Annotated in this window: 18 protein-coding genes, 1 tRNA gene and 1 pseudogene; 8 read left to right on the top strand and 12 right to left on the bottom strand. The window is 64.6% G+C overall.

The window, feature by feature from the left end:
- Positions 1–165: 165 nt before the first annotated feature.
- The gene (locus I3J27_RS19760; RefSeq protein ID WP_270160106.1) at positions 166–393 is read right to left on the bottom strand and encodes a hypothetical protein; all 228 of its coding nucleotides are present in this window, start codon (positions 391–393) and stop codon (positions 166–168) included.
- A 342-nt stretch (positions 394–735) separates the two neighbouring features.
- On the opposite strand from I3J27_RS19760, the gene I3J27_RS19755 reads away from it, so the two are divergent.
- Positions 736–1,821 (top strand): AI-2E family transporter, encoded by a 1,086-nt coding sequence (locus I3J27_RS19755; protein WP_270160105.1) that lies wholly within the window; start codon positions 736–738, stop codon positions 1,819–1,821.
- Between the two features lie 100 nt (positions 1,822–1,921).
- Positions 1,922–2,314, top strand: coding sequence for an NUDIX hydrolase (locus I3J27_RS19750; RefSeq protein ID WP_270160104.1), 393 nt, complete (start codon positions 1,922–1,924; stop codon positions 2,312–2,314).
- A 1-nt stretch (position 2,315) separates the two neighbouring features.
- On the opposite strand, the gene I3J27_RS19745 is transcribed toward I3J27_RS19750, so the two are convergent.
- The gene (locus I3J27_RS19745) at positions 2,316–2,498 is read right to left on the bottom strand and encodes a hypothetical protein (RefSeq protein WP_270160103.1); all 183 of its coding nucleotides are present in this window, start codon (positions 2,496–2,498) and stop codon (positions 2,316–2,318) included.
- Between the two features lie 800 nt (positions 2,499–3,298).
- Here I3J27_RS19745 and I3J27_RS19740 point away from each other — a divergent pair.
- Positions 3,299–3,547, top strand: a complete 249-nt coding sequence (locus tag I3J27_RS19740; RefSeq protein ID WP_270160102.1) for a DUF3551 domain-containing protein — start codon at positions 3,299–3,301, stop codon at positions 3,545–3,547.
- A gap of 27 nt (positions 3,548–3,574) precedes the next feature.
- Here I3J27_RS19740 and I3J27_RS19735 read toward each other — a convergent pair whose 3' ends face one another.
- The 3 genes and pseudogenes from I3J27_RS19735 to I3J27_RS19725 all read right to left on the bottom strand — a co-directional run bounded on the left by I3J27_RS19735 (position 3,575) and on the right by I3J27_RS19725 (position 4,691).
- Positions 3,575–3,814, bottom strand: coding sequence for a hypothetical protein (locus tag I3J27_RS19735; protein WP_270160101.1), 240 nt, complete (start codon positions 3,812–3,814; stop codon positions 3,575–3,577).
- A gap of 157 nt (positions 3,815–3,971) precedes the next feature.
- A pseudogene (locus I3J27_RS19730) lies at positions 3,972–4,210 on the bottom strand (hypothetical protein).
- Between the two features lie 310 nt (positions 4,211–4,520).
- Entirely contained in the window at positions 4,521–4,691 is a 171-nt protein-coding gene (locus I3J27_RS19725; RefSeq protein WP_270160100.1) for a hypothetical protein, read from the bottom strand.
- Between the two features lie 240 nt (positions 4,692–4,931).
- Here I3J27_RS19725 and I3J27_RS19720 point away from each other — a divergent pair, with 240 nt between their 5' ends.
- Positions 4,932–5,612: a hypothetical protein gene (locus tag I3J27_RS19720; protein WP_270160099.1), complete on the top strand. Its 681-nt coding sequence runs from the start codon at positions 4,932–4,934 to the stop codon at positions 5,610–5,612.
- Between the two features lie 168 nt (positions 5,613–5,780).
- Here I3J27_RS19720 and I3J27_RS19715 read toward each other — a convergent pair.
- The 3 genes from I3J27_RS19715 to I3J27_RS19705 all read right to left on the bottom strand — a co-directional run bounded on the left by I3J27_RS19715 (position 5,781) and on the right by I3J27_RS19705 (position 9,648).
- Positions 5,781–5,856 (bottom strand) — tRNA-Lys (locus tag I3J27_RS19715).
- Positions 5,857–6,171: 315 nt separating this feature from the next.
- Complete coding sequence (locus tag I3J27_RS19710; RefSeq protein WP_270160098.1) at positions 6,172–8,835, bottom strand: glycosyltransferase; 2,664 nt, start codon at positions 8,833–8,835, stop codon at positions 6,172–6,174.
- Between the two features lie 216 nt (positions 8,836–9,051).
- Positions 9,052–9,648: a beta-1-3, beta-1-6-glucan biosynthesis protein gene (locus tag I3J27_RS19705; protein ID WP_270160097.1), complete on the bottom strand. Its 597-nt coding sequence runs from the start codon at positions 9,646–9,648 to the stop codon at positions 9,052–9,054.
- 330 nt (positions 9,649–9,978) lie between these two features.
- Between I3J27_RS19705 and I3J27_RS19700 the strand changes: the two genes are divergently transcribed.
- Complete coding sequence (locus I3J27_RS19700) at positions 9,979–11,538, top strand: glycoside hydrolase family 17 protein (protein ID WP_270160096.1); 1,560 nt, start codon at positions 9,979–9,981, stop codon at positions 11,536–11,538.
- On the opposite strand, the gene I3J27_RS19695 is transcribed toward I3J27_RS19700, so the two are convergent.
- The 3 genes from I3J27_RS19695 to I3J27_RS19685 all read right to left on the bottom strand — a co-directional run bounded on the left by I3J27_RS19695 (position 11,498) and on the right by I3J27_RS19685 (position 13,907).
- Positions 11,498–11,878, bottom strand: a complete 381-nt coding sequence (locus tag I3J27_RS19695) for a hypothetical protein (RefSeq protein WP_270160095.1) — start codon at positions 11,876–11,878, stop codon at positions 11,498–11,500. The two genes, I3J27_RS19700 and I3J27_RS19695, sit on opposite strands and share 41 nt — an antisense overlap.
- A gap of 159 nt (positions 11,879–12,037) precedes the next feature.
- Positions 12,038–12,295 (bottom strand): hypothetical protein, encoded by a 258-nt coding sequence (locus I3J27_RS19690; RefSeq protein ID WP_270160094.1) that lies wholly within the window; start codon positions 12,293–12,295, stop codon positions 12,038–12,040.
- A 211-nt stretch (positions 12,296–12,506) separates the two neighbouring features.
- Positions 12,507–13,907, bottom strand: a complete 1,401-nt coding sequence (locus I3J27_RS19685) for a hypothetical protein (RefSeq protein ID WP_270160093.1) — start codon at positions 13,905–13,907, stop codon at positions 12,507–12,509.
- Positions 13,908–14,080: 173 nt separating this feature from the next.
- On the opposite strand from I3J27_RS19685, the gene glmU reads away from it, so the two are divergent.
- Positions 14,081–15,436, top strand: a complete 1,356-nt coding sequence (gene glmU / locus I3J27_RS19680; protein WP_270160092.1) for a bifunctional UDP-N-acetylglucosamine diphosphorylase/glucosamine-1-phosphate N-acetyltransferase GlmU — start codon at positions 14,081–14,083, stop codon at positions 15,434–15,436.
- Positions 15,437–15,483: 47 nt separating this feature from the next.
- Positions 15,484–15,669 (top strand): hypothetical protein, encoded by a 186-nt coding sequence (locus tag I3J27_RS19675; RefSeq protein ID WP_270160091.1) that lies wholly within the window; start codon positions 15,484–15,486, stop codon positions 15,667–15,669.
- 8 nt (positions 15,670–15,677) lie between these two features.
- Here I3J27_RS19675 and I3J27_RS19670 read toward each other — a convergent pair whose 3' ends face one another.
- Positions 15,678–15,896, bottom strand: a complete 219-nt coding sequence (locus tag I3J27_RS19670) for a hypothetical protein (RefSeq protein WP_270160090.1) — start codon at positions 15,894–15,896, stop codon at positions 15,678–15,680.
- Positions 15,897–16,116: 220 nt separating this feature from the next.
- Here I3J27_RS19670 and glmS point away from each other — a divergent pair, with 220 nt between their 5' ends.
- Complete coding sequence (gene glmS / locus I3J27_RS19665) at positions 16,117–17,943, top strand: glutamine--fructose-6-phosphate transaminase (isomerizing) (protein WP_270160089.1); 1,827 nt, start codon at positions 16,117–16,119, stop codon at positions 17,941–17,943.
- The last annotated feature ends 57 nt before the right edge of the window (positions 17,944–18,000 follow it).

The following is an 18,000-nucleotide window of genomic DNA, read 5'->3' as shown; positions in this document are numbered from 1 at the left end:
AGCAATGATCGGAGTAGCGGGTCTGTGTGCGCCAGGAGCACATTGGCGCGTCAAGCGATTGCTCTAACAGACTGTCATTGCGAGCGCAGCGAAGCAATCCAGACTGTCTCCGCGGCAAGGCTCTGGATTGCTTCGCTGCGCTCGCAATGACGGAGCGGAGGCAGTCTAATATTCCACACCCGCCCAGCGCCTGCCGAACACCGGCGGCTTTGTCTTCACCGCCTGCCAGCCGAAGAAGTGGTGCTTGCCGGACCATTCGTGCACGACGCTGCTGCAGATGCTGCATTTGAAGCTGCCGGTGTGCGCTTCGCTGTGCTCTTCGCGTGTCGCGGTGTAGTTCATGCTGCAACCGGTGCAGGTGAATTCTTCGGTGGTCCAGATGCTGTTGGCCATTGCACTTCAGTGTTCTTGGATGCGTTGTGAGAAGCGTAGGTGCGAGCCTTTGCAGCCGCGTAAATGGCCCTGCGGAAATCCGGTTAATCGCCGTTAGCCAATCCCGGCGCGCGGGCGGCAAGCAGCGCCCGTCAGTCCAGGTCGTGCCGCCCGCTGGTGCAAGCGCGCCCTTGATCCGGCAGCCGGATTCGCCCCCGCGAAATGCGCCTTGGGCCGAAGCGAGCCTCATCCCCGGAGGGCGGCGAGGGGCCCGTCGTCTTGACGCCGGATGCGGGGCTGGCAATAACGCTGAGCGGCGCAAGTGCCGGAACCCGCGTCAATGCCGCAAGGAAAGCCGTGCCCGTGAAAAGTCTCCGTCAGCTCCTGACGGGCGAGGACATCATCCAGCTCGTCATCCGCGTCGGCCTGCTCGGCCTGCTGATCATCTGGACCTTCCTGATCATCCGCCCGTTCGTGCCGATCCTGGCCTGGAGCGGCGTGCTCGCTGTGGCGTTCTACCCGGTGTTCAGCTGGGTCGCCAGAATCCTCGGCGGACGGCCGAAGACCGCAGCCGCGATCCTCACCCTGATCACGCTCGGTATCGTCATCGGCCCCGCGACCTGGCTTGGCCTCAGTGCCGTCGACGGCGTGCGCGAGCTGGCGCATCAGCTCGGCACCGGCGACCTGGCGCTCCAATCGGCGCCGGAGCAGCTCAAATCGTGGCCGCTGGTCGGCCCCTGGCTGTTCGACCTCTGGGACCAGGCCTACACCAACATCCGCGCGGTGCTGCGCGAGGTGGCGCCGTATCTCCAACCGCTGGCGGGACCGCTGTTGTCGCTCGCGGGCGATGCCGGCGTCGGCACCCTCCAGTTTCTGGTCTCGGTGTTCGTGGCCGGCTTCCTGTTTCCGCACGGGCCGCGGCTGGTCGAGGCCGGCCGCGGCTTCCTGTTCCGGATCGTGCCGGAGCAGACCGAGCATTTCCTGGGGCTTGCGGGCGCGACCATCCGCGCCGTGGCGCAGGGCGTGATCGGCGTCGCGATCGTGCAGGCGCTGCTGGCCGGCATCGGCTTCAAGCTCGCCGCCGTGCCGAGCGCGGGCCTGCTTGCCTTCATCGTGCTGCTGCTCTCGATCGTCCAGATCGGCGCCTTCCTGGTCCTGCTGCCGGTCATCATCTGGATCTGGACCGCCAAGGACGTCACCACGGCGCTGCTGCTCACCGTATTTCTCGTCCTGGTCGGCTTCATCGACACCATGTTGAAGCCGCTGGTGATGGGCCGCGGCCTGACGACGCCCACCATCGTGATCTTCGTCGGCGTGATCGGCGGCACGCTCGCCCACGGCATCGTCGGCCTGTTCATCGGACCGATCATCCTGTCGGTGGCCTGGGAGATGATGATGGCCTGGATCAGGACCGAGGACCGGGCGGCGGCAGGGGCGAGCAAAGGCTGAGCCTCCCGCCGGGGCTGTGGTCAACGTCCTTGCCGAACTTGTCTATTGAGCTAGACAAGTTACGATAGGCGAGATTCTGTTTTCGAGCCAACGATCGTAAATGGCGAAGTCTTCCAAGCTGGTTGCAGCGAAGCGCGGCAAGGTATTGTTGGTCAGACGCCGGTCGGACGGCCTGTGGATGTTCCCGGGCGGCCGCAAGCGTCCGCGCGAGACCGAGAGGGATTGCCTGCGGCGGGAGATCAAGGAGGAGCTGCCCAAGCTGAAGCTCGGCAGGATCAGCCTTTGGAAGGAAGTGACGGCCAGGAACAAGCGCTCCGGCCGCAAGATGAGCGACGCGATCTTCATCGCCAAGGGCGCCAAAGGCAGGCTTGCGATCGGCGACAAGAAGGAGATCGACCGCGCCGCCTGGCAGAAGCCGCGCGGCATTCGCCTGACGCCGACCTCGCGCTACATCCGCGATCGCCTGTTTCCGAGGAAACAGCGGCGGAGCTGAGCTACTCCTCTCGCCCCGCTGATGGCGACCGCCCGGCGAACGACTTCGACCTTGCCGCGCGCGGCTCCGGCACGAGACGCCTTGCCGCCTCGGCCTCGTGCTGCTGCTTGCGGACCCTGCGCGCATCGCGCATCGCGCGCTTGAGGAAGGGATGCTGCGAGTCCTCGGCGAAGAACAGCACCACCTCTCAGCTCGGACATTGCCTGGAATAGCCGTCCTGCACCCGCCCGGCGCGATCGCGAAACACGCCCTTGCACCGCGTGCACTGAATCTGGACGAAGCTCATGCGCGATCGACAATGACTGATGGAAATGGATCGTCACGTTAATTCGGAGGTCCTGAAGAAAGGTTGAACGTTCGCCATTGAGTCCAGGCCGTCAGTTGGGACGAACGTTCGGACGTCTATTTGGACGTGCGGAGCGGGGCCCGTCGGCTCGCGCCACCGGGGCCCTTATGTGCCGCGCGTTACCGCCGGGTGGGATCATCGCTCTTGCCGGGCCGAATTGCACCCTTCTGAGGGCCGCCGGCTGAACCGCTGCCGGTGCCGGACGATGCTCCTGTTCCGGTTCCTGACGTTCCGCTCGAGCTGCCCATGCCACCCGTGCCTGCGGATGCGCCCGTTCCGCCGGGGCCAGCTCCGTTTCCTGCACTGGCGCCCGTACCGGCGCCAGACCCAGCACCTGCTCCGCCCGCGCCCTGGGCGTAAGCAAGCCCCACGGATCCACCTGCCAGCACAGCGCACGTCAGCAACGACAAGATTGTCTTTCGCATACCAAGGCTCCTATTGATTGTGTGTGGCTAACAGGGCCTGCAAAAGGATGTTCCTCAGGATGCTCAATCGAGCTGCGTCGTAGCGCCGCCTCTTCGGAGGAGTTCAGCGCCTGGCGAGCTGTGGCTTCCCGCAGGAACCAAGGTCCGGACCTGCCATTACCTTCGGCCCGCGCCAAGGCCTTGCTTGACACGCGCCATGCATGGAGCATCGAGATGCGAACGACAATTGTAGCCTTATTGATCTTCCTGGGATCTACGCTCGCGGCGAACGCAGAACGCGACTATCCGTGGTGTGTCTTTGGCGGGCAGCTCGGCTATTCCGGCGACTGTTCATACCAGACCAGAGAGCAATGTCTAGCATCGGCATCCGGCCGCTGGAACACGTATTGCGACATAAATCCGCGCGTGAGATTCAAGCAGCAGGCCGACCCTGCGACAAAGGGAGGGCAGCAGCGACGCTGAGGATGTGCGCTCGAGATTGTCCTGGCGCTACTGCTTGGCCGCCAGCGTGTCCAGGCAGTGATTGAGATAGGCGGTGCGATCCCTCGGCAGCACCTTCTCGAGATCCGCCTTCAGCCCGCATTCGCGCTGCCGGATCTGCTCGGCCCGGCGCTTCTCGGCCGCCTCGCGATATTCGGGAGCAACCTTGCTGGGATCGACCAGCGCCTGCGCGCGGGCGGGAGTTGCGGCAAGCAATGCGACGGCCGCGATAAAAATGATCGGTTTCAAAATGAGCCTCCGTAAAAAGGCTCATGCTAGCGCGTGGACTGCGGGGGCTCAAACGGTAAGTGCGGTGAGGCGACAGCGCAGCCTGTCAGACCCCGCGTCGCCGAGGCTATCGGCGGAGTTGGTTTTCGACGACCTGAAGTTGGACCAGTGACGTCCGCTACTTCGCAGCGTGGTCGATCTTGTGCCCGAGATGCCCGGTGTCGTGATCGCGGCGCAACTGGCTCAGCGACGTCTCGTTCAATTGAAGCAAGACCTCACTGAGCGGGGTCGTATCCGGATACCCGGCCGCAAACCCTTTCCATAGATCTTGCGCAAGGTGCCGACCAGCGTGTTGCCGTGCTTCTTGCTGATGCCGCCATCCTTGTCGCGATGTCCCTGTGCGGCGTCTGCGCGCATGGCGAGAGCGTGCGCCCAAACCGGTTGATTGGCAACGGCGCGGCAAGCGCCGAGGTGCACCGCGCGCGTGTCAGCGATCCCAAAGCAACGCAGCGCTGGCCCAATAACGTCTCGTCCAATGTCGGCCGGGACGGACAGCCATAGCGATGTCGAAAGATCGGCGGCGCCGTGTGAACCAGTTCACATTCGATCGCCGCGGCCGCTGCTATGAACGCCGCATTGCCTTACTGATTGATATTTTGAAAACACCCCGGCGCTGCCTACCAGGCGCCGGGGTTTTCATTTGGATCGCCGCCGGAGGCGGGGCGGCCTAAGCGGCCTGCTCCTCGAACGAGGTGTAGACCCGGCCGGCGGGATCGACGATCTGAACGTCCCAGCAGCCGTCCTCGATCAGCTCTCTGGCCTTCTTGAGGGCGGCCGCAAGTGAATCCCGCTTGAGGCTGACGACGCCTGCCGTGTCGAAACCGCTGATTTCAAACATGCCGTTCCTCCCTGTTTTCCTGAATCTTACACCTTTTGAAGGAGCTGTCTGCGGCCTTGTAGGGCTGTTCCACCGCATGGACCCCGTATTCGGCCGGGGTGGCCGGGTGGCCGCGTCGCTAACGTGGAATTAAGCCAAAAAGCTCACAATTTTAGGCAGTTGCGTAAGTGAGTGCTGCGTAAAGGAGGCGTCGCGAGGACGTTCCGGCGATGGCCTCCTTTTGCCCGCTCATTGAGGTCAATGCAGATGACCACGACATCCGAAGCGCAGGGCCTCGTCGAACAACAGGGCCTCGTCGAAGAACTCGACCCCGCAGCACTCGCGCTCGCCGCAGCGCCTGAACCGGCAGCCGTGGAAGCTACGGCACCGCTCAAGCGGTCCAGCCGGGTCCTGGCATTGTCGGTGTGTGCGCTAGCCATCAACGGCGCGGCGGCCATCTCCACATTGCCATCTGATTTCTCGTCCAGGGCCGTCGGCAGCCTGGCTGAACTGCTTCCGCGCCGGGACGCTCCCGTGCCAAAGCCGGATCCGGTTATCGCTGCCCTGAAGGACATCCAGTCGGCCCAGCAGCAACATACGGCCTCGCTCCAGGAGAGCAATGACGCCTTGCAGCAAAATGCGGCTCTGCATCAGCAGGATTCGATGGTGCTCCTGTCTCTGCGCCAAAGCATCACGGACGAACGGGTCGATGTGAGGAAGATATCGTCACAGCTGTCCACGCTCATCGCGAAGGTCGACTCGCTGCAAAACGTGATGATGTCGGACGTCACGTCCTCCATTCGAAAGGCGAACGCCCGCTATGGACTCTCCGCCGCGATGCGCAAGCGGATGGTGGTTCGGCCGTCGACATCGGTGGGGCCGGTTTCGGTGGGGGGCGCTCCGCTGAGTGCGCCGGCGACGGTGGCCGCGCCGGAGAGCTGAGGATAGGGCAAGAAAAATCGCTTGGGACTATGTCCGCGCTATCTGGCCCGCGGGTTCACCACTGGCGCACTCTCGCCGATAGCGCTTAGCCGGCCGCCGCGCGTCGCAGATGCGAGGGGACGGGGATTGACCGTAGAGTTCTTGCACTAAGTTCTGAGTGCCTGGCTTTGGTGAGCGCGCTGGGGCTCGAACCCAGGACCCCGTGATTAAAAGTCACGTGCTCTACCGGCTGAGCTACGCGCTCCCATGGCCGCTGATGGCTTTGAAGAGTCGCCATCGACTTCGGACATTCGAGAAGCATGTCTTGCCGCTGCGCTCAAACTTGCGTCGCGGGGAAAACCGGCTGTTTCCGGATCATGCTGTCGGCCCGCGCTGTGTAGGGGGAGTGGCTGCGGAGGTCAATAGCGGGGGTGGTTGCCGAAACTCGTGGCAGGAGCGGGGATTTGCTCGTGGCATCCGCAGCTTAGGGCGGAATTCTCAACCCGATTGGCGGGCCGTCGTCCACGCCAAAGACCACGTGACTTTTAATCACGAGGTCAAAGGCTGGCGCAGAGGCTGATCACTTCGTCTCCCGCCGCACCTCGTTCGGCACCGGCTGCGGCGTACCGGCGTGGGTCGGCAGGGCGACGGGGCGAAGGCCGATCAGCTCGGCGGAGCGGATCGCGCTGTCGCGCCAGAACTGGAACGAGTTGATGCGGCTGAGCTCGAGGATGGCGATCGCGACCGCCGCCAGGAACGGCAGGCTCTGCAGCACCAGCACGCCGGCGAAGATGTAGATCTCGGTGATCTGGCGGAAAGAGTTGGAGGCGACCAGCACGCCGGCGCCGATCAGGAGCAGGGTGCCGATCACGGCCTCCCAGAACGCCTGGAACTCGATCGACATCCGGCTAAGGCCACCCTTGGAGGTGCGCGCGAACGCGATGTGCTCGGTGATCAGTCCTTGCGCGACCGCGCGCGACACCGTCCATTGCACGCTCATCGCCGCGATCATCGCGCCCAGCATCTGGCCGGGTTTGATCGCGACGCGCAGGCGGTACATCGACAGGAAGTGCGCCAGCGAGACGATGAAGGCGCCGATGATCGGCAGTGTCAAAATCTTGTCGGGAATGGCGATGTCGGCAAAGGCGACGATTGGCACCCAGACGAGGTTGAGCAGCGCCACGACCACGCCGAGGCTTTCGGCCCCCAGCCAGTTCAGCCAGCCGAGACCGTATTCGCGCTTCTGGTCGGGCGTCAGCCGGCTGCGGCCGGGGAGGAATTGGCGCCAGTGCTTCTTGACGATCTGGAGGCCGCCATAGGCCCAGCGGTGCCGCTGCTTCTTGAAGGCTTCGTAGGTGTCGGGGAGCAGGCCCTGGCCGTAGCGGTGGTTGGTGTAGTGGGTGGTCCAGCCGAGCTCCTGGATCGCAAGGCCGAGATCCGAATCTTCGCAGATCGTGTCGGACGACCAGCCGCCGGCCATGTCCATCGCGGCGCGGCGGATCAGGCACATCGTGCCGTGCACGATGACGGCGTTGAGCTCGTTGCGCTGGACCATGCCGATGTCGAAGAAGCCGGCATATTCGCCGTTCATGATGTAGTGCATGATCGACAGGTCGCCGTCGCGATGCTCCTGCGGCGCCTGCACGAGGCCGACGCGCGGGTCGGCAAAGGCCGGCACGAGGTCCTTGAGCCAGTCGGGATCGACGACATAGTCGGCATCGAGGATGCCGATGATCTCGGCGTCGGCCGCGGTGCGGTCCATCGCGATGCGCAGCGCGCCGGCCTTGAAGCCCTGCACCTTCTCGGCGTTGATGAACTTGAAGCGTTCACCGAGCGCGCGGCAATGGTCCTGGATCGGCTGCCAGAAGGCGGGATCGGGCGTGTTGTTGATGATGACGACGCATTCGTAGTTCGGATAGTTCAGCCGCGACAGCGCATCGAGCGTCTGCTTGAGCATCTCGACCGGCTCGAAATAAGCCGGGATGTGGATCGAGACCTTCGGGTAGTAATTCTCGGGCACGTTCTCGACCGGCTTGCCCTTGGAGAGCAGCCGCTGCGGCGGCCGGCCCAAAGCTACCGCCGCAATCTCGTCGATGCGCGCCATCGCGATCAGCACGAGGGGAACAAGGAGGATCATGCCGAGCGTCAGCGCGAAGGCCGAGCCGAAGATGAAATAGTGGCCGTTCCAGAACGCGAACACGGTCGCGGCCCAGGCGCCGACTCCGTTGGCGGTGGCCGACAGCAGGAACGCCTGCTTCGCGGTCGGCTGCTCCAGCCGCAGGATCGGCAGCGACAGCAGGACGCCGACCAGCAGCGCTACACCCATCAGCTTCCAGTAGTCGAGATTCTCCACCGGCCCGGTCCAGGCGAATTTGGGCTCGCGGTTGGCGTTGAGGATGCCCCAGTACGGACCGACGCCGCCTTCGAAGAATTTCCAGGGCTGATCGATGGCCTCGACGATGTTGTATTCCATGCCGAGGGCCTCGGCGCGGCTGACGAAGTTGCGCAGAGTCAGCGCCTGCTGGAACTGCCCGGGGTCTGCATTGCGCAGATTGTAGCCCGCGCTCGGCCAGCCGAATTCGGCGATCACGATGCGCTTGCCGGGGAACAGGTTACGCAACAGATTGTAGCGGTCCACGGCCTGGTCGACCGCCTGGTCCGAGCGGAAGTTTTCCCAGTAAGGCAGCACGTGGGCGGCGATGAAGTCGACGTTGGAGCCGAGGTCGGGATTGTCGCGCCAGATGTTCCAGATCTCACCGGTGGTCACGGGCACGCGGACCGCGCCCTTGACCTTCTTGATCTTGTCGATGAGGTCGTCGACCTTCTGCTCGCCGCGGAAGATCACCTCATTGCCGACCACGATGCCGTTCACGTTGCTGTTCTTGCGGGCAAGCTCGATGGCGGCCGTGATCTCCCGCTTGTTGCGATCCTCGTCCTTGTCGATCCACGCGCCGACCGTGACCTTGAGACCGAACTCGGCGGCGATCGGCGGCACCAACTCGTTGCCTTCCGTCGCGGAGTAAGACCGGATGGCCCGCGTGAGGGTCGAGAGCTTTTTCATATCGGCGCGAATCTTGTCGGGATCGACGTTGGTGTCGATGACATGTCCCGGTTCGAACGGCGTATACGAAAGGCTCGGCAATAGGCCCTTGAAGTCCGGCGCGGGTTCCTTGTCGCGCAGGACTCCCCAGAGGCCGGCGTGGAGCGCGGACACGAGCAACAGAACGGCGGCGACAACGCGCATCGCGGCTAAACCAAAAGGGGCTGAGGGGGCAGGGAAGCGGATCCGACCCCGAGATCCGACCAAGTCCGCGGCAAATGGAGCATACCTCTGCCGCGCGGTTTCTCAACTGTCATGGCCTCATGACCTTATGAGGGCGTGACCGGTTTCGGAATGTGCGGCAGTGCCAACCGTGTCTATGGCCGATCGTTCCTGAACGGCGGCTGAAACGACCCGAGGTTATTTCTGGGGCGCCGGTGTCGGGCTTGCCGCAGGCGAGGGGCTCGCGGCCGGCTGCGGCTGCGAGTTGCCGGTGGTCGGCGCCGCCGGGGCTTGCGAGGCGCTCGCTGCCGCCTGCTGCGGCTGCGATGCCGGATTGATCCAGCAGGCGTGCACGCGGCTGTCCAGGGTCTCGGCAACCTTGGGATCGATCTGGCCGCCAAACCGGGTCAGGCAGCGGAACGCAGCCTGGATGTGGCCGCCGGGGCAGCCGAAGCGGTCGTAGAGGTCGAGATGGCGGAACGCGGTATCGAGGTCATCCCGCCACATCAAGCGCACCACGCGCCGGCCGAGCCAAACGCATTCGGGGTTGCCGGCCGGGCCGTTGATGACCTGGGCAGCCTCGGCGAACTCGTCGGTGCGGCGCTGGTTCTGGGCGGCGTCCTTGGCGGCAGCGTCGGCGGGCTGGGCGGCGGCCTTGCCCTGGTCCGGGGCGGGGGTGCCGCTCTGGGCGGAGGCGCCGGCGATACCGATCAGGAGGACCAGGGAGGAAACGGCCAAGGTGGCGGCGAACAGCCGCAGGACCGCATTTCGTGACTCGAACACCCGTTGCCGCATGAATTCCCCAATATATCCGCTGACCGTCCGCGTCCGGATCCCGCGGACGCGCCGGTGATGGCGTCCAAATGGGTCTCCAATGCGGCGGAAAAGTCTTTCCGAGTCCATGACCTGAATTTCGAATTTTGTCCAGCAAAGTCACGATCCTAGGCCTCTGTCGAACGGCCGCAGCCAAATTCCTTTTGGGGGAGGAGCGGATCCGCGCGGTCATCACCCCTTGGCAGATGGCGTGCGAGCAGGTAATCGACTGACCCTTCGCGGAGGACGGAACCGATTTCTCTTCGTACGCCACTGGCGCTTCTGCTCGTTTCACTGGGCGCGATTGCTGCCGTGTGGTGGTGGTTGGCGACGCCGATCACGCTCGCACGCGCACCGATCGATCCCGCCGAAAAGGTCCAATGCGTGTCCTACGCGCCGTTCCGCGGCGAGCAATCGCCGCTGGACGCATGGACCCATATCGAGGCCGACCAGATCGAGCAGGACCTGCGCCAGCTCAAGGAGATCACCGGCTGCGTCCGCACCTATTCGATGGAGAACGGGCTCGACCAGGTACCGGCGATCGCCGCCAGGGTCGGCGGGCTGAAGGTGCTCCAGGGCATCTGGCTCTCCAGCAACCGCAGCAAGAATTTCGAGCAGGTCGCGCTCGCTGTCCGCCTCACCAAGCAATTCCCCGACCTCATCACCTCGCTCGTCGTCGGCAACGAGGTGCTGCTGCGCGGCGAGATGACGACGGCCGACCTCGTCTCCATCATCCGCTCGGTGAAGGCGCAGGTCAGCGTGCCCGTCACCTATGCCGACGTCTGGGAGTACTGGCTCAGGAATCGCGAGGTCTATGACGCCGTCGACTTCGTCACGATCCATATCCTGCCCTATTGGGAAGACGTTCCGGTCCGCGCGAAATTCGCGGCAAGCCATGTCGAGGCGATCCGCGAGCGCATGGCCGTGGCGTTCCCCGGCAAGGAAATCCTGATCGGCGAGACCGGCTGGCCGAGCGAAGGGCGCATGCGCGAGGGCGCGCTGCCGTCGCGTACCAACCAGGCGCGCGTCGTCTCGGAAATCCTGGGCCTGGCGAAAGCGAACAAGTTCCGCGTCAACCTGATCGAGTCCTACGACCAGCCGTGGAAACGCAAGCTGGAGGGCACCGTCGGTGGCTATTGGGGGCTCTATGACTCCGTACGCCGGAACCTGAAATATCCGCCGGGGCAGCCGATCAGCAATTTCCCGTACTGGAAATGGTACATGGGCGCGGGCATGGGCCTCTGCGTGCTGGTGTTCGCGGTCGCCGGCCTGACGCTGCGCCGGCGGCCGTGGACGCCGCGCTTCTCGGCCTGGCTCGGCGTCGCCATCTCGGCGACGTCAGCGGGCAGCCTGCTCGGGGTCGGCGCCGACAAGATGTACTATGAGAGCTACGGCATCGGCGGCTGGCTGCTGTGGGGCGCGCTGCTGCTCGCCGGCATTCTGTCACCGATCTTCTGCGCGCAGGCGATGGTGATCGGCCGCAGCCTTCCGACCTTCCTCGATCTCCTCGGCCCGCGTGAGGGCCGCAAATGGTCGAAGCTCACCGCCGTGCTCGGCCTGACGCTGGCGGTGACCGCGGTGATCGCAGCGCAGACCGCGCTGGGTTTCGTGTTCGACCCGCGCTACAAGGATTTCCCCTACGCCGCGTTGACGATGGCGGTGGTACCGTTTGCGCTGCTGATGTTGAACCGGCCCCAGATCGGCCAGCGTCCGATCGCGGAAGCGGTGTTCGCGGGCGTGCTGACGCTGTCGGCCGTCTTTGTGCTCTTCAACGAGGGCCGCGAGAACTGGCAGTCGCTGTGGACCTGCGCGATCTATTTGCTGTTCGCGCTCACGCTGTGGCGGGCGCGGGCCGAGCAAATCCAAGAATGAACAGGCCGATCGCAAGGCCCGACAGCACGACGTTGTAGAGCACGATGCCGAGCCCGGCGGCGATGATGCCGACGGTGAGCAGCACGATCGACGGCCGCATCAGGTTCAGCGTCGCAACCACCAGTGCGGTGATTCCGAACACCGAATTCTTGAACAGCACGGTCGAGACCGAGCGCGCCTTGCACATCAGCGTCTGCAAGCCGGCATCGCAGGCGAGCCCGACGGTCGAGTTCTCGATGCCGAGATAGCGAAGATAGATCGCATAGCCGACGGATACGAAGCCGACGACGATCAGGAACTGCACCTGGTAGGGCGTGAGGCGGAAGGGCTTTTTTGTCATGGGCGCAATATGGTCGAGATGACGGGAGGGGGCAACAGGGGAGGTGCAGGTTTCCTGCGGATTTGCCCGACGATATTGGTGTTGTGATGGTTGAGACGAGGGACAGCCGGCGCGGCATTGTTCAGGGCGCCGGCTGTCGCAGATGCGTGGCTTGGCGGCTTACTTCTTGCTGGTGCTCGAGCCCGTGGTGTGGCGCGTCTTCTGTCCGGGTGCGCTTTCCGAATGGCCGGGTCCGGCGGTGGTATTGGTCTGGTGACCAGGTGTATATTCCGAGGCACCGGGGCCGGTCGACGGCTTCGTCGTGTTCTGCATCTGCTGACCCGGCGCGTTGCTCGACGCACCCGGCGATTTGGTTGTTTGCGCGAACGCCGAAGATGCGGCCAGAAGCGCGGCCGCCGCGATGATGAATTTCTTCACGTATGTATCTCCCTTGGTCATGGAGACGAGCACGAACGATTGCGCGTCGGCTGCTCCGGTTCACGACCGGGATAACTTGGCAATCGGCGGGCGGTTGCTCTGGCTGAGCGAAAATTGGGGCCATCTGCGCGCGCAAGACGACGCAGGCATTCATCGCGCATTCAGGTGGGGGCGCTTCGATCCGGGTGAGCCGCAAGCGCTACCGCTACCGCTACCGCCTGAAGAACGATGACAACGTCGATCCCGCCGATGCCGTCTCCGGCTTTGCCTGTGCGGCCGGCGGCTGTGCCGGAGGTGGTGCAGGCGCGGGCTCCTCGCGCTTTGAGGAGCGCTTTGAGGAGTAGCTGCGGCGGCGCTTGTCCGGTTTTGCAGTCGGCGCAGGTACCGGCGCAGTCTCGGCTTGCGGTGTCGAGTCCTGGGTCTTCTCGGCGTTCTTCTCCTGAACCCTGTCCTGGGACTTCTCCTGTCCCTTCTCCTGCCCCTTGTCTGTTCCGCCGCGCATCGACAGCCGCTGGCCGTCGAACACGGTGGTCTCGCAATGGCGGTCGTTCTCGGCGAGGCCCGCGCAGAGCTTTGCGGCGGCAGCGGCGTTGATCAGGGGGCCGGCCCCCAAGCGAAGCTGCATGCCGAAACCGTTGTTGCCTTCCTTGATCATGATGATCGGACGAAGCGCTGCGACTTCCGGATTGGACTTGGTCAGGCCGCGCCAGAGCGCGCGCAGGCCGTCGATCGAGTTGGCGCCGCCGAGGTCGATCGCAAAGCGCGTCTGCTGGACTGCGATCGCCGGTGACTCGTTTTCAGTCGTCTCAGGCTTGGCTGCTACCGCTGCGACGTCGGTGGGGGCGGGCGCTGGCTCGGGCTTCTTCTCAACGGCCCCCTCGGTCGTCTTCTCAATGGCCTTCGCATTGGTCTCGGGCTGCATCAGTTTCGATGCGGCCGGATCGGGCGGCGCCATGATCGACTTGGAGGGCACCAGCGGCAGCGTCGGCAGAGGCGAATTTGTCAACGGCGACTGCGACACCAGCGAGGCCGCGGCAGCAGTCTGCGGGGCCAACTGCTCCTTGGCGGAATCCTTCGAGGGGTCTTTTGCAGCCTCGGTGCGCGGCTTGTCGTTGACTGGCGCCGGCGTCGAGGCGACCGGTGCGACGCTGGGTGCCGGTGGCCCGACCAAACCTGGTGCGTCCTGCGGCTTCACGGCGGACGCCTGCGGTGTTGCCGCACTCTGCTTGGCGATGGCGCCGGTGACGGAATCCATGCCCTGCTCCAGCACGGTGACGCGCGAATAGAGCCGGTCGCGATCGGTGTTCAGCGTCTCGATGGCGGAGGCGAGGCGCCGGGCCTCGTTCTGGCTCTCCTTGGTCAGCATCTGGAGCCGGTCGGCCTGGCGCGACAGATCGGACGACGCAACCTGGTCGCGCCGCCAGCCGAGCTGGGCCTGGTTGGCCATCACGGCCAGCACGACGGCGCCGACGGCGGCCACGCCCCACGAGCCCAGCCGCCACATCGTGGCGCGGCGATCCTGCGCGCTTTCCTCGGCTACAAGCCCGGAGAACAGCCCGCCGGTCTCCTTTTCGCCGAACGCATCCGCCAGTGGGTCGGAATCCTTTGCCATGAACGTTAAGTGCCCAGCCCCGAACAGCTTCCCCGAATCAATCAGGGAACATTAACAGGAAAACCCTGTCGCACTTGAATTCCGGGCATTTGCGGGGGTAGCAAGACGGGGTAGCTCATGACGGCATCGGCCTGCCGCGCCAATCGATTCGGCCGTATTTTGACAGGATCTTGATGACCGCCCGTTCCAGCCTCACGATCGTGCTCGCCGCCGGCGAAGGCACGCGCATGCGCTCACACCTGCCGAAAGTGCTGCATCCCGTCGCACACCAGAGCCTGCTTGCGCATGTGCTCGCCGCCGCCCCCGAGGGAACCGGCACCTCGCTCGCCGTCGTGATCGGTCCCGACCATCAGGCGGTGGCGGACGAGGCGAGGCGCATCCGCCCCGACGCGCTCACTTTCGTGCAGAGCGAGCGGCTCGGCACCGCGCATGCGGTGCTGGCGGCGCGCGAGGCGATCGCGCGGGGCGTTGACGATCTGCTCATTGCCTTCGGCGACACGCCGCTGATCTCGGCGGAGACCTTCGCGCGGCTGCGCGCGCCGCTCGCGAACGGTGCGGCGATCGCCGCGCTCGGTTTCCGCGCTGCCGATCCCACCGGCTATGGCCGTTTCATCGTCGAGGGCGACCGCCTGGTCGCGATCCGCGAGCAGGCCGATGCCAGCGCCGAGGAGCGCAAGATCGATCTGTGCAATGCCGGCGTCATGGCGATCGACGGGCGCCGCGCGCTCGAAATTCTGGGCAAGATCGGCAATGCGAATTCCAAGGGCGAATATTATCTGACCGACGCGGTCGGCATTATCAGCGACAAGGGATGGAACGCCGTGGTGATCGAAACCAGCGAGGACGAGGTGCGCGGCATCAACACCAAGGCGCAACTCGCCGAGGCCGAAAGCGTGATGCAGGCGCGGTTGCGGAAAACGGCGATGGAGGCGGGCGTCACACTGATCGCGCCCGAGACCGTCTATCTGTCTGCCGATACCGTGTTCGGCAAGGACGTCACCATCGAACCGTTCGTGGTGATCGGCCCGGGCGTGTCGATCGCGGACGGCACCGTGATCCATTCCTTTTCGCACATCGTGCAGACCACGCTCGGCAAGAACGTCTCGATCGGTCCCTATGCGCGCTTGAGGCCCGGCACCTCGCTCGGCGACGGCGCGCGGATCGGCAATTTCGTGGAGACCAAGGCCGCGACGCTGGAGGCCGGCGTCAAGGTCAACCATCTCTCCTACATTGGCGATGCCACCGTCGGCGCCAATTCCAACATCGGCGCCGGCACCATCACCTGCAACTACGACGGCTTCAAGAAGCACAAGACGATCATCGGGCAGGGCGCCTTCGTCGGTACCAATTCCTCACTCGTCGCCCCGGTGAAAATCGGCAACGGCGCCTATATCGGCTCCGGCTCGGTGATCACGAAGGACGTGCCCGACGATGCCATGGCGCTGGAGCGCAACCAGCAGACCATCCGGGAAGGCGGCGCTGCGCGCTATCGGGAGATGAAGACGGGCGGCAAGAAGCCGGAGAAGTGAGCGGCTGCGTGTCGGTCCCTGATCGGTGTTGTTAGGGCGGCGCACTGATGGACGACGAGGACATCGACGATGTGATCTCATTTCTCGTCAAGCGCGTCATCATGCCGCCGGGACGATGGGTGCTGGAACAGGTCGGCGATCCCCGCCCAAGCGAAATCGCCTCACTGGTCACCGGACTGGCGTTTTGGGCGTTCGTCGTTTTCCTCGTCTTCGCCCTGGTGCTGAAGTGGTGAGGCGGTAGCTATTCGTCGTCGGCGAATTCGGAGAAGATGGCGCGGGTCAGCCGCCAGCCGCGCGGTTTTGCGCGCTTGGCCGGTTCGCCTTGCACGTGCTTGACGAAGACCGGCTTGCTTTCCTTGCCGCGCTGGGGCGGCGGCCAATGCGCAAGGTGGGTGCCGGTGGTTTCGCTCGCGCGCACGGACGTCGATGACAGACCTTTGCGGTCGGACGAGCTCTTCATGGCCTTGGTCTCCTGGCCCGGAATCGTTGGCCAAACTTGTTGACAACAAGTTAACGCGCGCGGTTTAAAGCCGGCCAATTCGACGCAGTCGAAGCGTCGCGCGACGAGGTGCTGTCTCAATCAGCAATAATTATTGAGTATCTGGTTCGTTGGGAACTTCGCTAAAAACCGAGCGTGTCGTTTAGGCGATTTTTCGACGATTTGGGGGATATTGATCCGCATGTGCGGGATTGTCGGCATTCTCGGGCGCGAGCCGGTTGCAGAGCAATTGGTGGATTCGCTCAAACGTCTTGAATATCGCGGTTACGACTCCGCGGGCGTCGCCACGCTCGAAGGCAAGCATCTCGAGCGCCGCCGCGCCGAGGGCAAGCTGAAGAATTTGGAGAAGCGGCTCGAAGCGGAGCCTCTGAAGGGCACGACCGGCATCGGTCACACCCGCTGGGCCACCCACGGCAAGCCGACCGTCAACAACGCCCATCCGCACGCGACCGAGCGCGTCGCCGTCGTCCACAACGGCATCATCGAGAATTTCCGCGAGCTGCGCGAGGAGCTCGAGAAGAACGGCACGGTGTTCCACACCGAGACCGACACTGAGATCGTACTGCATCTCGTCGACGATCTGCTCACGCGCGGCAACAAGCCCGTCGAAGCGGTGAAGCTGGCGCTGGCGCGCTTGCGCGGCGCCTTCGCGCTCGGCTTCATCTTCGCCGGCGACGCCGACCTCATGATCGGCGCCCGCAACGGCCCGCCGCTGGCGATCGGCTACGGCGACGGCGAGATGTATCTCGGCTCCGACGCCATCGCGCTCGGCCCGTTCACCGACACGATCAGCTATCTCGAGGACGGCGACTGGGTCGTGCTGACCCGCAACAGCGCCACCATCTTCGACAAGGACGGAAACGCCGTCCAGCGCGACAAGATCAAGCACGCCGCCTCGACTTCGCTGGTCGACAAGGCCAATTACCGCCACTTCATGGCGAAGGAGATCCACGAGCAGCCGGAAGTGGTCGGCCATACGCTGGCGCGCTATGTCGACATGGCGACCGAGCGCGTCTCGCTGCCGGTCAAGCTGCCGTTCGACTTCAAGGATATCCAGCGCATCAACATCACCGCCTGCGGCACCGCGAGCTATGCCGGCTTCGTCGCAAAGTACTGGTTCGAGCGTTTTGCGCGCGTGCCGGTCGAGGTCGATGTCGCCTCCGAATTCCGCTACCGCGAAGCGCCCCTGCGCAAGGGCGATCTCGCCATCTTCATCTCGCAGTCCGGCGAGACCGCCGACACGTTGGCCGCGCTGCGCTATGCCAAGGCCGCGGGCGTGCACACGGTCGCCGTCGTCAACGTGCCGACCTCCACGATCGCGCGCGAGAGCGAGACCGTGCTGCAGACGCTGGCCGGCCCCGAGATCGGCGTCGCCTCGACCAAGGCCTTCACCTGCCAGCTCATGGTGCTGGCAAACCTTGCGATCGCGGCCGGCAAGGCCCGCGGCGAACTGTCCGACGAGGACGAGACCAAGCTCGTTCATGGCCTCGTCGAGATTCCGCGTTTGATGTCGGATGCGCTCACCACCGAGCTCCAGATCGAGAAGCTCGCGCGTGAGATCGCCAAATCGCGCGACGTGCTCTATCTCGGCCGCGGCACCAGCTTCCCGCTCGCGCTCGAAGGCGCGCTGAAGCTGAAGGAGATCTCCTACATCCACGCCGAGGGCTACGCCGCCGGCGAGCTCAAGCACGGGCCGATCGCGCTGATCGACGAGACCATGCCGGTCGTCGTGATCGCGCCCTATGACCGCGTGTTCGAGAAGACCGTCTCCAACATGCAGGAGGTGGCCGCCCGCGGCGGCAACATCATCCTGATGACGGACGCCAAGGGCGCGGAGGAGGCAACTGTCGAGTCGCTCGTGACCATCGTCATGCCCGATATGGCGGCGGCGTTCACGCCCATGGTCTACGCCGTTCCCGTGCAACTGCTCGCCTATCACACGGCTGTCATCATGGGCACCGACGTCGACCAGCCGCGCAACCTCGCCAAGTCGGTGACCGTGGAATAGGCAGAAGGGACAAGGGGCGCTCGCTTCGTGGTCTTCCAAAACCTGCTAGAAGACCCT

Origin of the sequence: Bradyrhizobium xenonodulans (genome assembly GCF_027594865.1) — a bacterium.
Lineage (GTDB): Bacteria > Pseudomonadota > Alphaproteobacteria > Rhizobiales > Xanthobacteraceae > Bradyrhizobium > Bradyrhizobium xenonodulans.
The sequence above is the reverse complement of the archived record's forward strand: the minus strand, read 5'-3'. Positions and strand labels throughout refer to the sequence as shown.

Excerpts from the sequence above, each read along its gene's own strand:
- I3J27_RS19720 (WP_270160099.1), top strand. The coding sequence starts at position 4,932 with ATGCAGATGACCACGACATCCGAAGCGCAGGGCCTCGTCGAACAACAG.
- I3J27_RS19675 (WP_270160091.1), top strand. The coding sequence starts at position 15,484 with ATGGACGACGAGGACATCGACGATGTGATCTCATTTCTCGTCAAGCGC.
- I3J27_RS19670 (WP_270160090.1), bottom strand. The coding sequence starts at position 15,896 with ATGAAGAGCTCGTCCGACCGCAAAGGTCTGTCATCGACGTCCGTGCGC.
- I3J27_RS19705 (WP_270160097.1), bottom strand. The coding sequence starts at position 9,648 with ATGCGGCAACGGGTGTTCGAGTCACGAAATGCGGTCCTGCGGCTGTTC.
- I3J27_RS19740 (WP_270160102.1), top strand. The coding sequence starts at position 3,299 with ATGCGAACGACAATTGTAGCCTTATTGATCTTCCTGGGATCTACGCTC.
- glmU (WP_270160092.1), top strand. The coding sequence starts at position 14,081 with ATGACCGCCCGTTCCAGCCTCACGATCGTGCTCGCCGCCGGCGAAGGC.
- glmS (WP_270160089.1), top strand. The coding sequence starts at position 16,117 with ATGTGCGGGATTGTCGGCATTCTCGGGCGCGAGCCGGTTGCAGAGCAA.
- I3J27_RS19750 (WP_270160104.1), top strand. The coding sequence starts at position 1,922 with ATGGCGAAGTCTTCCAAGCTGGTTGCAGCGAAGCGCGGCAAGGTATTG.
- I3J27_RS19695 (WP_270160095.1), bottom strand. The coding sequence starts at position 11,878 with ATGACAAAAAAGCCCTTCCGCCTCACGCCCTACCAGGTGCAGTTCCTG.
- I3J27_RS19760 (WP_270160106.1), bottom strand. The coding sequence starts at position 393 with ATGGCCAACAGCATCTGGACCACCGAAGAATTCACCTGCACCGGTTGC.
- I3J27_RS19710 (WP_270160098.1), bottom strand. The coding sequence starts at position 8,835 with ATGCGCGTTGTCGCCGCCGTTCTGTTGCTCGTGTCCGCGCTCCACGCC.
- I3J27_RS19725 (WP_270160100.1), bottom strand. The coding sequence starts at position 4,691 with ATGTTTGAAATCAGCGGTTTCGACACGGCAGGCGTCGTCAGCCTCAAG.
- I3J27_RS19685 (WP_270160093.1), bottom strand. The coding sequence starts at position 13,907 with ATGGCAAAGGATTCCGACCCACTGGCGGATGCGTTCGGCGAAAAGGAG.